At 52.9% G+C, this 16,305-nt stretch carries 9 protein-coding genes; 6 read left to right on the plus strand and 3 right to left on the minus strand.

Going from position 1 to position 16,305, the window contains the following annotated elements:
* Positions 1-139 precede the first annotated feature (139 nt).
* Entirely contained in the window at positions 140-691 is a 552-nt protein-coding gene (locus KMP13_RS10430) for a metallophosphoesterase (RefSeq protein WP_215265787.1), read from the plus strand.
* A gap of 158 nt (positions 692-849) precedes the next feature.
* Here the strand turns inward: KMP13_RS10430 and KMP13_RS10435 are convergent, their stop codons facing one another.
* The 3 genes from KMP13_RS10435 to KMP13_RS10445 form a co-directional block, all read right to left on the minus strand.
* Positions 850-5,301: an ATP-binding protein gene (locus KMP13_RS10435; protein ID WP_215265788.1), complete on the minus strand. Its 4,452-nt coding sequence runs from the start codon at positions 5,299-5,301 to the stop codon at positions 850-852.
* A gap of 209 nt (positions 5,302-5,510) precedes the next feature.
* Positions 5,511-7,460: a UvrD-helicase domain-containing protein gene (locus KMP13_RS10440; protein WP_215265789.1), complete on the minus strand. Its 1,950-nt coding sequence runs from the start codon at positions 7,458-7,460 to the stop codon at positions 5,511-5,513.
* On the minus strand, positions 7,457-9,682 hold the full coding sequence (locus KMP13_RS10445; RefSeq protein ID WP_215265790.1) for an ATP-dependent nuclease: 2,226 nt from the start codon (positions 9,680-9,682) through the stop codon (positions 7,457-7,459). The genes KMP13_RS10440 and KMP13_RS10445 overlap by 4 nt, the downstream gene beginning before the upstream one ends.
* Before the next feature lie 477 nt (positions 9,683-10,159).
* Between KMP13_RS10445 and KMP13_RS10450 the strand changes: the two genes are divergently transcribed.
* From KMP13_RS10450 to KMP13_RS10470, 5 genes are all read left to right on the plus strand, one after another.
* Complete coding sequence (locus KMP13_RS10450) at positions 10,160-10,390, plus strand: helix-turn-helix domain-containing protein (protein ID WP_215265791.1); 231 nt, start codon at positions 10,160-10,162, stop codon at positions 10,388-10,390.
* A 172-nt stretch (positions 10,391-10,562) separates the two neighbouring features.
* Positions 10,563-11,267, plus strand: coding sequence for a TnsA endonuclease N-terminal domain-containing protein (locus tag KMP13_RS10455; RefSeq protein ID WP_215265792.1), 705 nt, complete (start codon positions 10,563-10,565; stop codon positions 11,265-11,267).
* Positions 11,264-13,456 (plus strand): Mu transposase C-terminal domain-containing protein, encoded by a 2,193-nt coding sequence (locus KMP13_RS10460; protein ID WP_215265793.1) that lies wholly within the window; start codon positions 11,264-11,266, stop codon positions 13,454-13,456. Before KMP13_RS10455 ends, KMP13_RS10460 begins: the two co-directional genes overlap by 4 nt.
* Positions 13,449-14,465 carry an ATP-binding protein gene (locus KMP13_RS10465; RefSeq protein ID WP_215265794.1) on the plus strand — a complete coding sequence of 339 codons (1,017 nt, stop codon included), beginning with the start codon at positions 13,449-13,451 and terminating at the stop codon, positions 14,463-14,465. Before KMP13_RS10460 ends, KMP13_RS10465 begins: the two co-directional genes overlap by 8 nt.
* Positions 14,444-16,297, plus strand: coding sequence for a TniQ family protein (locus KMP13_RS10470; protein ID WP_215265795.1), 1,854 nt, complete (start codon positions 14,444-14,446; stop codon positions 16,295-16,297). Before KMP13_RS10465 ends, KMP13_RS10470 begins: the two co-directional genes overlap by 22 nt.
* The last annotated feature ends 8 nt before the right edge of the window (positions 16,298-16,305 follow it).

Genomic DNA, 16,305 nt, shown 5'->3' on the forward strand with positions numbered 1-16,305 from the left:
TTGGCCCATAGATTTTCCATTTTTGCATAATGTAGTTCCACAAATTGGGGCATAGTGTTGAAATTTAACCAAATTACACGGTTGGACTTGCTAGCAACGCCTTCGAGCTTATTGTGACCTGAACTTTAGAGAGCAACAGATGGCAAATTGGTACACGGCTGATCTCCACTTCGGTCACAAACGCATAATCGAATTTTGTAAGCGGCCTTTTGCATCGGTGGCTGAGATGAACGCGAAGATCATCAGCAATTTTCAATCTCGCGTACAACCGGATGATGACCTGTGGGTTGTTGGCGATTTTGCCTTCGGCCAGAGTCAGAGCAGTTCTCAATTTGAAAGTTGGTTTCACGGCCTACCAGGTCGTAAACATCTGATCTTGGGTAATCATGACGATGAGGCGATAGTTTCTCTACCGTGGGAGAGTGTCGAAGATATCGCTAGGGTTGCCGATGGAACGCAGAAATTGGTTCTTTGTCACTATCCCATGATTACGTGGGATGGTGCGCGCGACGACGCGTTACAGCTCTTCGGCCATGTTCATGATCAATGGCCTGGCACACGCAACAGTGTGAATGTCGGTGTGGATCAATGGGATTTTTGTCCGGTTCAAATTGACGAAATTCGTCGGAGAGCAGCTAAGCTAGCGGTAAATAGGCATTGGGAAGATGTTGAGCATGGCAACGCATTGTAATGACGGCCCATAGCGGACCTAGGCGACGCCGTCACTCGCTGCGCCGCAGCTTCACCAATCCGGTCATTCGCCGCACCGTTGAATTCTTGCGCTGCTCGAACCCATATAATTCGCAGAAATGCCTTGTTCGCACGGATTGAATGCCGGTCTTTTGATGCTCAGCCAGAACCTTCCCCTTCCCGTCGACGATCTTCCTCGGTCTCAAGAGAGCATTTTCGAAACGTACCGTCCTCAAGGGTCCAAGTGCTGGTGAACCATCTTTGACCGAATGCATCATTTTTGTCGGAGTACAGTTCCTTTCCTCCGCCGATGACCCATATCGGTGCGAACTCCCTGTCTGACAAAAGACGCACAAAAGCGTCTCTGTTGACGAGAGCGGTACTTGGTCCATTCTTTGAAGCCGAAGGATCCTTGAATATCTCGCTACCATTCGTGTCGGTGTAGATCAAATCGCGCCCATCCTTGAGCGACATATTCAAGTTTCTCATCAGCCACGAGCAAGGCAATATAACGCGCAAATTCTGCTTCAGGCTATGGTTGTAGCCACTTGCTTCCTGTAAGAACTCCATCGTCGGACAAAGGCCCTCCACTGGGGCCATCGTCCAAGCTGGCGTAGGCTTATCAATCCATTTTCGAGCCCACTCAGTTATCCAGTCCTCGCCTGTGTCCGTGCGCCATCCTAACTCGCCAAGAAAATCCTCTGAAGATGCTTCGTTTGTGAAGCCGAGGTCATGATCGGTTGTCAGCATTTGGCCGTCCAGGTGCTGGAGTGCGCCTGCAAGATCGTTGTTCCGAACTAAGAAGCACGTCGACCGTCGCCATGTCTTCGTTCTAATGTGCGCTGCTTCTCCGGAAGCCCCAACGCCGCTGAAGCTCTGAAAATCTCGTAGCGGCGTCCATTTCAGGCCTTGTTCATCGACTTGGAAGTCGAGAAATTCCTCGCCATCCAAAAAGTCTCGTTCGCTATCAAGCCATTCCCAAGCTTCCTCTACCGATCGTGGTGATAGAAGGGGAGCTTTGGGCATCCAGAAGGTGGGTTCATCAAACTTCGCCCAGCCCCAATCGTGACTCTTCGTCATTAGGTGACTCGGATCCATATCGCGCAGGCGTCGAACGGTTTCCCGCAAGTGCTGTGGCCGGTCCCGTTCAACGGCTCCGCAATGGTCCGAAATACGCGCCATCAACTCCCTTAACGCGATCCACTGATATTTTTTGCCGATCCGTTCCTTCGTGTGGTTCATTCTATCGCCGCTGCAGTTGCGGTCAAAGCCCGCATGCAATTTCGCTTTCCAGCCTAAGTCATGAGCTCTGCGGCAGATCCAGCGCTGCGCCCAACCCAGATCGAAGTGTGCCGCACGGTCTGTTGTCCAGCTATCCGAGCGGTCCATTGCCCAATGCCCTGCCCGGACGCGATAGGCCTCGTACCGTTGATCGCCGAGGAGCTTGCGGAGTTTTTGTTCCATCTCTTTGTGGAGTATACCCTGCTCCGTCCCAGGGTAGCACCAATCGTGTGATGACGATCGGAGCACGATTAGCTCATCGACAAGTGCTCGTTCCTTTTCGGTGCAGGACGTTTCGAACTCGGATCGCCATGTTTGGTAAAGATCCTCTGTTGTTGGAAGGGCGGAACCCTCTTCGCCGGCTGCCCAGTTTTGGACAGCATACTTGATTACGTAACTTGCAAAATCACCGTGCAGGTCCGTCGAGCTGATTATGTCCCACGATGTTTCGGAGTTGCGGGGATCCTTGCCACGCTCCATGTCTGGAGCAAATTCAAGAGGCCATGGACTGTCGAACGGAGGCTGGAGCTGCGTATCCTTTGGAACGTCAAGTGCGCAGCAACGATGCCTAGAGTATTCGATAAGTCCGACGAGATGATCGCGCCATAGCAAGTCTACGGGCGGATTGTTCTCCACAAAGTGGCGGTTCGCGGTCACCTGGGCGATTGTGGCCAGTTCGGTATCGGTCCATGCAGATTGCAAGGCTGCACCATAGATTGCGGCGGCAAGTCTTTCACCAATGTAGGGGTCATCGATCTTATCGAAGCGACGAAGCAACTCCTGACCACATTGGGGAGACGCGATAAGCAGAGCAACCAGGGCTTTGGTGGCGCGATCCCTTGTGCGTCGATAAGTTGTGGAAAGACACCAAGTTAGAAGGACCGCAGCGTTTGTAGCAGCTTCGTCATCCAATGAACCAGATTTTGCGTCCATTGCCCAATCCATAAGGTCGTGCAGTGGAGTATCGAGTTCCTCCTCACCTTCTCGTCCGTCGTCCGCAGACTCGCCAGCATAGCAAGACCATTCGGCATCCCTCTCAGGCATCGGCAAGCGCAGAAGGTCTTGATGTAATGCATTCAGTCCAAAAGGCCCGTCTGTCCCGAGCGCGAGTTGGATTCGAGCGTTCCAAATCTCATCGGGGTCAACCCACTCTTCCAGCAATTCAAAGCTGCGCTCCGTTACACTCTCGCGCCGGCGCAAAGTAATGTTTTCTCGAGAGATACAAGACATCAACCAGCGGTCTGCGTCTTTGACCGCGTCCGGAAGTTCCACGCCAGTCCGTTCCGGCAATTGAATTGCGAGAGCGTCGAGGACGCCCTGTGGAGCACCTTGGCGTGAGCATGCTTTGAAAAGCGCAATGTCGTGCAAAAGCGGCGATGGCAAGGTCTCGTTGATCAGTGTCGCGTCAAGGATGGCTTGCGCGGCCACATGGTCGCCGAACCGCTCAAAGCTAAAGCGGACATATTCACTATCTTCGCCATTCTCGCGGATCGGCTCTATTGCGAGAAGGCCTTCGTCGCAGAGCGCTTCGAGCAGATCGCTATCGAGGCTGGGATTGTTGCCGCAGATGGGTGCAAGAAGTTCTGCTGCTCGATCATACTCAATGAGAGGATCGGTAGTTGTAGCGATCTCCTTGGCAAGGATTTCGATCGCTTTGACAGGGTATCTCCGGCGCGGAGCAAGTTTTAAGTGAGCTTCCACTGAATCGCAGAGCGCGCCTCGGTACATCTTAAAAATTTCTGTTACGCCTTGCATTCCCTTGGGAAAGCCCTTCTTGCCTTGGCGATCCAAAGCGTCGCAGCAGACTTTCAAAAACAGCGGGTTGCGGAGTTCGTTCGGTAGAAATGGTTGATCCAGCAGCAGGATATTACGCAGAGAAAGAAATTTGCGTGCATCGCGCATCGAGAACCCAGAGTGTTCGAGTCGCGGCAGTTTGGTATCGTCCAAATGCGACGGCACAATCTGTGCCAGATAGGTCGACCGGCAGGAAAGAACTATGACCACGTTGGGATATGCTTCTGCGTCTTTGAGAAAGGCGGCTAAACGGCTCGGCCAGATCTCGCCTCCCTTGCGCTCGTTAATCGCGTCGATACAAAGCATGGCCCTGACACCAGCAGCTTCGCCAGCGGCGTCGAGCGCCCCAAGCAATTGGTCTCGCGTGTAATCAAGTGGAAGTCCCAATTGGCTCGAAATCTGGGGCCAGATTTCCGCATCGGTCAACTGGCCACCGAGCAACAACACCGCGGGTCGTTTCTTGTTCAGCTGATGGCTGCACGCATCGGCGAGAAGGTGGGACTTTCCGCTGCCAGCTTCGCCGGTGATAAGCATATGAGGAATGACGGCCATTTCCCAAGCTCTAGCCTGCAGCGTCGCAGAGACCCGCTCCAGTTTTTCGAGCGCGCGACGCGCGTCATGCGTCTGGTTCTTCTTTGTTTTTTTCTCATCACTGCTTGTAGAGTATGCTTCACGGATCTCATCGTGGTATTTTCGCTCTATAATATCTAACCCTTGATCCAGCACATTGCGCCAGTGGTCGACCGGCCAAGTTTGATGAGGAAGTTCGTCAACATCATCCAATAATGCGCCGAGCGCAGACATCGTATCGGCGTCTTCGCGTGAGAGCACGAAAGTAGTCTGAAACTCGTTGCAGGCTTCTCGAAGCTCGCTGCGATGATTGCGCAATGAGGTTAATAGCTCAGGGTTCCGAGTGGCTCCAAGGAGCGCGCGGCGGATGGGAATTTCCACGCTGGTTTCGTGAGTATAGCGATGGCCAAGAGCAGCTTTGCTACGCTCGAACTGATCCTGAAACCAAACAGGCGAGAGGAATTGACTCTCGAACCAGTAACGGATGCGACCTGCATGATGGCCACTTGGGTTGGTCAACTTCGTCTTAAGCGCGGAAGCGTCCCAGAGATCGATTTCGAGTTGTCGGTCCTGCTTGGCTGCTTCCGCGACTTCATTGTTTCGCCACCTCTCGAACGCCTCCAGCTGTGTCTCATTGGAGGAAAAGGGATCCGACCGGTCAAAGGGGAGGCAAACACAGATCTTGGTTAGATTAGGGTGCTTTTTGAGAGCGCTCTTGACTGAACTGTTCAAGCTACGCTCCAAATTGTTATCGAACCGCCAAGAGTATTTGGCCTGCCAACCGCATTCTGTTCCGTCGGAAAAGCGCGTGAAACACTCAAGGCCACCGTCTTTTCCTGTACCCTTTCGATGAAATCGCGCGCCGCCCGGAACTGGCTCCAAAGCTGCGAGTTGGCACACGAGTTCCTCGAATCCGGTCGAGGCTTTCCCGTCTATGGTTCTGATGGCCTTGAAATCGATGTTCATGATATTTGAAGTAATTCCGGTTGCAATCAATGAGAGTAATGTAACTCCGAAAACTATACTATCGTGCAGCCATCTCTTCTACCATATTGATCTGGCTGAATTTCTTGAGTCTTTAGAGAAAAGCTTTATGATCAAATTTGCGTCTAGGGTAGTGCCGTTCTGACGACCCAGATTTTGCTCTGCCGCGGAAACAGGCATCTAACCGTCCTCTAGGTCCCTGCAGGGCCAGCCGTCACGACCTCGTCCTCGGAAACCCATCCTTTTGAAATCAAAAAGTCGCGGATCGTGTTAGGAGCCTCGGAATAGAGCACAAGCGCTAGGCTCTCTTCCGCACGGGTGGAGGTAACGTAAAGCAAACGGCGGGTGCGTTCGATTGTGGTTTCTTCGCCCTGAGCTGCCTTCTTTTGAGAGGCAGGGGACAAGCTCTTCACTTCAAAAAAGGTCTCGTATGAAGCAAGACCCTTGAAGCGTGTGTGTTCGTCATCGGCGATCACCATCACCCTGGGAAATTCGAGCCCCTTTACCCCTTGGTGAGTGCCATAAGGGCTGCGATCTTCGACATAGGCAAGGTAGCGCTCCACCTGAGAAAACGGGGCCGCAAGCGCCTGGGTCCAGGCTTCTGTGATGTTGGTTTTGGGGGGTGAAGTATTTTCTGGAGCGGTCAAGTCTAGCCCGTCGAATACGGAACCAAGCTCGGCAATGAAATCGGCCATATCGTCAGCTACGGGACCATTTTCCGGCAAACACGGGCGCAGTTGGTCGGGGATCGGAAACAACTGGTGCTCGGCCACAATCGCCAAAACTTCGGCACAACTCGGATCACGGTCGTCTGCAAAAAGTGTCATCAGCGCTGTAACGCCTGCGCTCGCTGCCGTTAGGCCAGTTGCCTGGTCCCCGCGCGCCCCACGGATGGCTTTCTTATCGACCAGTGGCGAGCTGTCGCGCAGCACCGCCATCGCCGCAAAGATATCGCCGGCCCTTTGCGCAGTCACCAATGGCAACACACGATGGGTGAAAAGCCGCATTGCGGGCAATGTACCAGCGCGAAACCCATCCTTGAGCTTGTCGGGTTTGCTCAATGGCTCAAACAGTTCACTAAAACCAAGACGCGCGGCGGCCATGTGACGCTCGATCGTAAGTGTCTTGATTGCCTCCGGGTTCTGCCAGGCGGGGTCTCCGGTGATGCGTGCCATGTCCGCACAAGCGGAGGCTTCAAAGGCTCTGCGATCCGTGCCGGCACTTGGCGCAAGAAAAACACGCACGGTGCCACCCGGTTTATCTTCGCGCGCCCGCTGCTGGCGGCCATCATCGTCGCGCCGAATCGAATTCGCCATATCTACGATCCGCTTGCGGCTGCGGTGGTTCATCTGTTTGGCCGGTTGCGCAAAATCTCCCACTCGCTGGTCAAGATCGCGCAAACCATCAGTATAAATGCGCTGCATCGTGTCCCCGAGCAGCCCTAGGACGATGCGACCGCGATGGCGCGCCTCGAAGGTCAAGAGCGCCTCCATCAATGGTTTCATCGTGTCCTGGCTCTCATCGATTAGGATGAACGGGTAGCGCGCCAGAACGATGTTCTGAAACGTCTCGCTTTCGGTCAGGAAATGCGCGGCAAGCGCAATGACTTCGGTATGTTGCAGCGCATCGCGGCCGAAATTGTCCCCCTCGGGCGCATAGGTGAAGGCACGGATTTCAGTTAGGCGCTCCAGCCGCTTTGTCTTGGAGGCCATCTTCTTCTCGCGTTTATCATGGGCGTCGGTGCCCGCACGGCCCTTCGCATGGGCTGCCTGGATCTCGGAAATTTCTGTCTGCAGGTTGCTCTTCAGCCAGCCCCGAATATCCGTCGTGCGCCCCTCGATGAGCGACCAAGCGAAGCTGTGGATTGTCTGTACCTGAAACACCGGATCGGCCTTGACGCGGCGCGTGATCTCATCGGCGGCGGCATTGGTATAGGTGATCACGGCGATCTTGCGGCTGTGTTTGCGCAAGGTGGTCAGGGTCTGTGTGTCCAACCCTTCCAGCGCTTCCTTGAGAGAGCGCGTCTTGCCCGATCCCGCCCCAGCAAAGAGAAAGAAGCTGCGAGGTGCGATGAGGGACAGGCATCCGCGGATCGTCTCGTCGGCGCTGGCGTCGCGATTGGCGTCGGTCACTTCCGTCATGTCATGCCCTTCAATTGGCCTGCGAGCCAGGTCAGGCCGGTGTCGATATAGGGCGGCGTGCGCAGCGATTTGATGTCCTCGATATAAAGGAGGTCTAGCGCGAAGGCGGCTTTCTCCGGGTATTTTTCCAACCGATCAAAGAGCGCCTTTGCGAGGCCCACCGGCGTTGGTTCGGCGGCAATGGACTTGGCAAAGGCGCGGGTCATGCGGCAGGCGAGCTCGGCTGTTGCGGCGGTTTCCACGGCTTTCGGGTTGGCCAGTGCAAGAGCATCCTCGAAGGTGCTGGGTGTGACTTTCTCGGACACCGTGCCTAGCGTCAGGCTTTGCGGGATCTGGTAGCTGACCGCGATGGGGTGGTCTGAGGCCGTATGACACAGGGCATTGGCGGGCGGGGCCAAAAGCGTGTCGATCTCTGTCAGCCCGGGGATCCAAGTCTTTAGCACGTGGTTTGCGGTGGTCTGAGCGGCCCCGTAGCAAGGCTGGGCCGATTGTTTGACAGCTTTACCGTCCTTGTCGACCTCCGCTACTGCGTCGAGATCGGTGATAATCAGCGTCGGTAATTCGAGCGCCTCGATCAGTGGCCGCATCCGATGCGCGTGGCTGCCCCCCAGCTCCAGAAAGGACAGATAGGCCGCAGCTAGGTCAGGGTAATGATTCTGGATCAGATGCGGCAGTAGTATCCGCTCTGCGGTGCCTTCGATCACGACAATGGCGTCAGCGAAGAACAGATCAAAATGTGTGCTCTGAAGATACCGCTTTACGAAGCGTCCGGTTTCTTTGTCTGTACCAAATAGCCCCGTCATATTCGCCACACTGGCTGTGGGCACAACTCCGGCACTAGGTAACTCTCGCTTGAAATAGCGCAGCTCCTCAAATGCGGCGGCGTGCGCGATGTGGCCTGAATGGGTGCTCACTACCAGCTGTGTAGTAAAAGCCGAGTCCTCCTTCTCCAGATCCTCATGGTCGCGCAGCACCTTGTACGCCCGGGCCATAAAGACTTGTTGCACCTGAACGTGCAGATGCGCCTCCGGCTCCTCGATCAACACCAGTTGTAGGGGCTCCATGCCCCTATCGTCCTGGGTCACCATCTTTGATTTGTATTTGCCTACCTGCATCCAATCATCCCGGAAACGCATGAGCTGAAAAACCATGGAGATCAGGTTCTGAAAGCCCAAGCCGTTGTAGCTTTCAGGCAGTTTCACCCCGGATGTGTTGCCAGAGATGTCGTATTGCACGGCCGCCGGGTGATTGAGCCCGTCAACGGGTTTGATCTGCGTGGCAATGGAGAGTTTCGGATTGTTTAGTCCGCCGGGGTAGCCAAGTTTTTCCAGTTCCTTGATAGCATCGGCGAAGCCATCCTTGAGGCGGTCATTGAATGTGATTTCGGCATCATGGATCGCCTTGAGCGCTTTCACGTCGTTCGACGTGGGGTTCGTTTCGGGGTCAATGTGTTTTCGGAAATAGGGCTGTATCTGGCTGGCGATCTTACGGCTGTTTGCGTTCGTTGGCTCATCGTCGTCGCCCTTACCGTCTCCCGCATCTGCGAAACCGCGTTGAGCGTTGATCTCACGAATGTGGATGAGACCAGAAAATGGGTTCGCACCGATCCCTTCCGACAAGGGCGGCAAAGGATGCGGCTCCACCGGCCCCGTCTTGGTAATGCTCGCGGGGTCCAAAAGATGGGCGTTAAGCTCGAACAGGTCTTTCAGGCGCCTGTCCAGAAATTCCCGAAAGTCGCGTGGCCAAAGCGCGAATCCGTTAGCTGTTGCACCGCCGGGTTGTAGTGTCTGCGCGGCCTCTCGCGCTGCCAGGTACTGCGCCTTGATGTCCGCCTTCTTTTTGGGCTCCATGCGCAGGCGCACGCCCAGCAGACCGCCAGTCCAGGTAAGTGTTGGAATCAGATGCGCGACGTGGTGCAGCTCTGAGTTATCAGCATGGAGCCATACATCGAGGAACGGAAGCTGTGCCAGGAGTGGGGTGAGATCCGCTTCGGCCTCCTTTGTCCATGCGCTCGCGATCTGTTCGATCGCGGGCCAGTTAGAGGCTGTCAAATCACGCGTGTCGATTCCGCCGCGATCCTTGAGGAATTTACGCAACGCCTTCATGGCTGATGTTTTGCCGCTGTTGTTTGCCCCGACGAGCAGAGTCTGCTTATCCGACATGTCCAGACGGGCGCGCCGCAATTTGCGAAAATTGAAGATTTCTATGCGTGTAAGTTTCATAATATCGGAGTTCCTTTCGCAGAAATTGCTGCGTTAGTGTCTGTATATATACTTCTCCTGCGGTTGTGTATCCATGCTCGACCGCCAGATGTTCTCCCTGTCTTAATGAGTGTGGCTATTTCACTTACGGACTCAATGGGGACTGTGGAAATCGCATTGTCGTTGATTGGCCACGCACCGACCTTGAGGCGCAACGCCCGAGGCATAGGCGTCTGATTTTGGTCGCAGCCTTTCTTCTTGCGCGTGGTGCTTTGGATGAGCAAGGGTACTCATGCAATTGCGTCGAACGACCGCTTCCCACCCCGGTTGGCGTGCGGAACAAAACGGCGATCAGGTGGCTCTCTCGAGCGCTCCTAAGTTAAATATCGAATCTATTATTAACTATGTATTAAGTCATTGATATTGCAATATAATAGTTTTGACATTAAGGTCGCTATTCCTTAAAGTTAGTCCAAATTATTAGCTAATTTGGATCCAATGCTGACACCAGACCTAGAGCGACATGAAAATCTGAAATGCTCCTTACGCAAGCGAGGCAGCTCATTGGCGAAGGCGGCAGAATTTTTGAAAATCTCGCCAACATCGGTCACTCTTGTGTCGCAAGGATTTAGGCGAAGTCACAAGATTCAATCCCACTTGGCAGCAATCTTGGAGACGACCCCAGAGGCGCTCTTCCCAGAAAGATATCAGGAGGTTAAGGAAATGTAGTTCCCGAAAACGAAGAAAACCTAGCGCTGGAACGCTAGGTCTCCCCCATTTTTGAAGGAACGAGTCCCTCTAAGCTGAGTCTTTGTTCCTTCTTTTAGCAAAAAAAGTCAAGTGCTTCGCGGCCAGCGTTGGGTCGCGATGCGCTCAACTATAGCGAAAGGGCAGCAACAAAATGCAGTCATCCATCGAGCAATACACAAGCCAAGAACCCATCTATCAGCCACCTCTGGAATGTTTGGCATCAAGAATGCCCCCGGCTAGGTCCAAGAAGAGCGCCCGAGTTTATCATACGGCATATATACCAAGCGATGATCATCTTCGTAGGTTGGTGTCAGAGAGCGGAACGGAGTTCTTTACGTCGCAGTTGGCATTGGCGAGTCCAGACATTGTGTCGGTCATTCCGCAACCAGAACGCATCTCTTTCATCGATAAGCGGGGTAAGAAACGTCACCATACGTTTGATGTGCTGTTGGAACACCGCGACGGTATGAAAACAGCGGTAGCAGTCAAGCCATTTGACCGAGTCGTCAATTCGGACTTCCGAGAAATTCTGTCTGTTATTGCGGGGCAAATGCCGCCATCTTTTGCAGACAGAGTGTGTTTGGTCACAGACCGCTCCTTTACACGCGTGCAGATTTTTAACGCTGCAATGTTCGTCGATTTTTCGAAGGATCAGGATCCCGAAGCTGACCAGTGTCTGTTGTCAATTTCAGGAGATCTCATTGGTACCATGACAATAGCAAGCATCGTGGCCTTAAGTGGGCACGGTGGAGCGATGTTCCGAGCCGTCGTCCGACAGTTATTTGGAGGCATGCTACAACTAGTTTCTCCAGGGCGTATTTGCTCAGCTAGCCAAGTTCGGTTGGCTTGCTCATGACCGCTCGCAAGATTTTTCTCCGGATGCTTGATCTCTATGTCTTCAAAGGGATTGAATACAGGTTGCATCGCAAAAATGATCTCGGTGGCGAGTTCATCCGTTTGGACCTCGCAAATGTGAAAGTGTTTTTGACATATGCTGAAATCGCGAAGTTCATGCAGTCGGCTGACTGGAATTTGATACCAGACCATTTCGCACCAGAACGAGAAGAACTTCGCGCCTCCGGGCGCGACGCTTTGCTGCTGACAGCGAGTGAGTATTCTGGAGAAACGGGGCTATGGTATCAATCGCTCTGCCGCTTGTTCATGGTGGAATATGATGCAGGGCGCACAAAGATCACTGACCCAGCAATAAAGGAAACGCTACAACAAATTGAAAAGCACGCATTGTTAGAGATGCGTGACAAGATTCCCGATGGACGCAAAAAACGCGGCGGTGCGCGTAAGCCGGAAGCCCGAGATAAGGATTGCACAGCCAATCCAAATCCATGGAATTTTGAGATACCTGGCCCTCGTAGGTTTCGAGATTTGCTGAAAGCGTACCGCAGCAACGAAGGTTCGGCTAAGGCTCTACGTCCACTGACCGAGAACTGCGGCAATCGGACGCTAAGATTTCCGCCAGAAACCTACCAATTCATGAATCAGATGATCATGAAGCACCTAAACACTAAGCGGGCAAAGCCGTTTAAGGTCGCTAAATTGGTACTTGACGAGTTCGCCCATGAGAATGACCGCCGAGTAGTAGAAGGCGAAAGTCCGCTGGTCGTTCCAAGCTATTGGACCATTCCCAAGTACGTCGAGAAGATATCACCTTACCACAAGTCGGTTAAAGCCTACGGGCGAGACGTCGCAAATCTGGAATTCAGACTTCGTGAAGATGGCTTTGACGTTCTTTATCCTCTCCAGCGAGTAGAAGGCGACGATTGGGAAGGAGATGTATTCTCGTTGGCAATCAGAACAAATTTGGCCAATGTTTTCACAAAGAAGCAACTTGCAAGAGTGCCGCGAACAAGAAGAATTGTTACACTTGCAGTTGATTGTGCGACGCGCGTCGTCGTTGGCGTAAAAGTTTCGGCCAAACCACACTCTTCCAATTCAATAGCCGTGTTGGACCAAATCCTGCGGGACAAAACAGAATTCGCTCAATCATACGGCGCAGAAAGTAAATGGGATTTTTATGGACGGCCCGGATTGATCGTCTGCGACAACGGCCCGCCGTTCGTTGCTGCTCGATTTCGGCGAGCGGTTGAGGACCTGGGGAGCAATCTTCGAACCGAGGTCGGCGGTCTGCCAGATAACCGGCCATATGTCGAACGCATCTTTAACACTTTCACAACTGGATTCATGCCACTTCTTTCTGCAAGAACTCACTCCAACGTCGTTGAGAAAGGCAATGCGGATCCGAAGAGTGAAGCCGTTCTCACGGATGATGAACTAACCGCTGCAATGGCGATTTTCATCGCTGACGTTTATCATAATTCTCCGCATTCTGGTCTCAATGGCGCTACCCCAGCAAATACTTGGAAAAAATTGTGTGAGGAGTTTGGGTACCCTGCCGAAGTGCCACATCTGACGCGTACTGCTGCCGTCGGAATTCCAACAAAGTGCAAAGTCTCGGGTGGCCAAGTGCGGTTCGCGGGGCTTGACTATTATTGTGACAAACTCAAACAAATCTCGCTAGATGTCGCGGATGCCGAAGTTGAGATACGCATCGATCCTGCTGATTTGGGCCATGTAACGGTTTGGTACGAAAAGAAGCCTTACCTCGCAATTTGCGCCACACCTGGTTTTGAGAACATCTCATATGAAGACTGGAAGCGTGAATTCAAAGAACTTGTTCAAAGTAATCGTGCTGAATCCGAACTAAGTCTACCGGTTGTCCGACGTGGCATTCGTAAAATACGGGATATGGATGACTTTGGAAGGCGACGTGCTGGATTCGGCATGGAGGAAACTTCTGCCGACGAACTCGAGTACGACAAAAAATCTCTGTTCTATGGGTTCAGCATTCAAAGAGGAGACAAGGACACGCCATCAGTTCCCGAGGATACAGGGTTTTTGTCTGATGTCATTGAGCCGATTGGTCCGCCTGTCGAAGACTTAACTTCCCCCGAGAAATCCGAAAAGAGTCCCGAAGAAGTCTCAATGCCACCAAAACCCAGCAAGGGATGGGGAATTGCAGATGACTGAACGTGACCCCAAAACCATTCAAGAGACAGCGGATACAATTGCCAAATTGAAGACGGTTTTCGTTGAAACACCGACCTATCTTCAGCTTCGGGAACAGTTCTTAGATTTACACTACCAGCGTGTTGCAGACCTCAAGGAAGGGAATGATTCCGAGTGCACAGCGATTATTCTGACAGGCCCACCGGGCAGCGGCAAAACCCAAATGACAAAACGACTAGCAAAGTTCGTTCCCGAAATCAGGTCCGACAAAAAAGATCGTTACTTGGATGTCGTTCGTGTGCGCGCTCCTTCAACGACCACGGTACTCAACATTGGAAAGCAGATACTTGGGGAACTGGAACACCCTTACACGAAGGGAAGCAACCAGTTTGACATCTGGGATCAGATTGAAACTCAGTTTCGGCAGCGTCGGGTCAAGTTTCTCATTATTGATGAAACGCATGATCTGATCTTCAATCATCAAGGGCGCGAAATTTTAACCGCGCTCAGTACGCTCAAATCGCTTCTCAACAGTATCAAATGGCCTGTAAACTTGTTGTTGGCCGGAACGCCAGAACTCACAGAGCTGGTCGCCTTGAATGGCGAGGTGAACCGCAGGAAAGAAATCATTGAGATCCCTAAGCTATCCTGGGCCCAGGACGGGGAAAACATCCCTCGGATCGTAAAGTACCTTGCAGCAAAGGCTGGTCTGACTGTTTCGGATGATCTTAGAGGTGAAGATTTCGGTTTGCGTCTGTTCCATGCGGCGCAACACAAGCCGGGTTTGGCATTCAAATTCGTTGTAGAATCAATTCGGCCATGTTTGCGCTCGGGTGATAAGGTTCTTACACGAAATCACTTTGCTCAGTACGCCCGCCGAAACTTTAACTGCTTAGATGGTCTAAATCCGTTCTTGGCCCCCGACTACCGCGACATTGGTGTTCGGGAGCAAACAAAAGAAGATGAGAACAGTTTAACACGTATTGCGTTGCAACGCGCGCTAGCTCGTTGGAAGAAGACTGGTTCATGATGGGGCCGTTACCCATTCGAACGGATCTGCGCTTGGGCGAGGCTCCAACATCTTACGGCGCTAGAATTGCCTACCTAAATGGCCAACGCTTGACTGACTTTTGTGCGAACTTTGGAATTGACTTGGGTGGTTTGGCGAACGGCGGCCTACATCCCTTGTCACAACTTGCAGCCCTCGGGGGCGTCGACCGAGAAGAAATGCGGCGCTTTGCTGTGTGCAGGCAACAAAACAAGCAATATCGCGTCGCCGGTCAACTCGTTGAAACGCGATGGATTTTGCGCACCAAAATCAGATTTTGCCCCCATTGCATTCTTGAGGATCTAGAGGGTTTTGGTGAAGACGGTGGGCCCGTTGGAAAAGCCTATTGGCATATGGCGTTTCTGCGTGACTGCGGGAAGCACAATGTTCCTCTTGTTGACTTGGCACCAGAGCGTGACTGGGGGTTTCAGCACGACTTTACAAACCGCATCCTACGCAACCGATTTGATATCCAAGATAGCGCTGCATCCCTTAAGCCGATCGTGCCTTCTGAGCTTGGACGCTACATCGAAGCACGAGTGCTGGGAAATGCGACGAGTGGCTGGCTTGACGGAATTGAGCTAAACGCAGTGACCCAGTTTTGTGAGTTGCTTGGCGTATTGTTCGAGTTTGGTTCTGCCTGCAAAGTACAAAGCCTCACCAACATCCAACGCAACATAGCTGGGCATGTGGGTTTTCAGATTGCAAAGATGGGACACAAGAGGATCTATCAGGCGCTCAGAGAAGGCTTGCCGACACCGGGCTTGCTCGAAAAAGCGCAAGGCCATCTTGGACCGCTTTATCATTGGCTCAGCCGGTCGGCGCGCCAGCCAGAATACCGGCCCATTAAAAATGCAATCCGGCACTACATCGTCAACAGTTTCCCAATTGGTGCTGGAGAAACGGTTTTTGGCGAAGAGGTTCAGACCCGTCGCGTACACAGTTTCAGTTCGTTCCAATCGGAGTGTAAAATGTCTGGTCAGCGCGTCCGCGCGGCATTGGTGGAGCATGGGTTTCTGACATTGGATCCACGAACCGGTGCAGTCAAAGAACCTGGAACGTTCTCTGCGACGAAATCAAAAGGATTGATGAACGATCTGAATGATGGCCTGACAAGATTGGCGACCAGCCAGCTGCTTAACATCCCTCGGGCGCAGTTTGATGCGGTATGTGAAGCCGGGCTCGTTACGCCGATCGCTGGGCTAGGGGACATCACTCCCCATTATTCGTCAAAGGCTGCGGGCAAGTTGCTTTCCGACATGATGCGCAATGCGGTCCCCGTTGAACATTTTTCACAGGAGATGGTCGATATACCGACTGCATGTCGAAAGCTGGTTTGCGGGGCGGCGGAGGTCATTCAGCTGATCATCGACAATAAGTGCGGATCTTTAGGGAAAGTAAGTGGTGTCACCGGTTATCTTTCGCTTCGTGTTGATATTCAGGAACTTGCCTCACTGCTTGATGGCGTTGGCATCGAGGGGTTCACCAAAGCAGATCTCAAGGCACTTTTGGGTGTCAACGATCCAAGCATCAAGTTTCTGATCGAAGAGGGTTACATTGAGGCTTCAAAATCGAGGAACCCAAGAACCAGAAAGGTCGCTTCCGTCGTTACGCAAGCTAGGCTCGACCAGTTCTTGGATGACTATGTTCCTGCAAAAGAACTCGGCGCGCTTTTTGACCTGAAACCACCGACCATCATCGCAAAGCTGAAGAACTTAGGGGTTGAGAAGCTGGCCATGCCAAGCGGGGGGATTGGCAGCATCTACATTCGGGATCAAGCGCTAGGTGCCCTAAAGCGCTCACCGTCCGCTTGATGGTATGC

The sequence above is a fragment of the Epibacterium ulvae genome, assembly GCF_018678075.1.
Classification (GTDB): domain Bacteria; phylum Pseudomonadota; class Alphaproteobacteria; order Rhodobacterales; family Rhodobacteraceae; genus Epibacterium; species Epibacterium ulvae_A.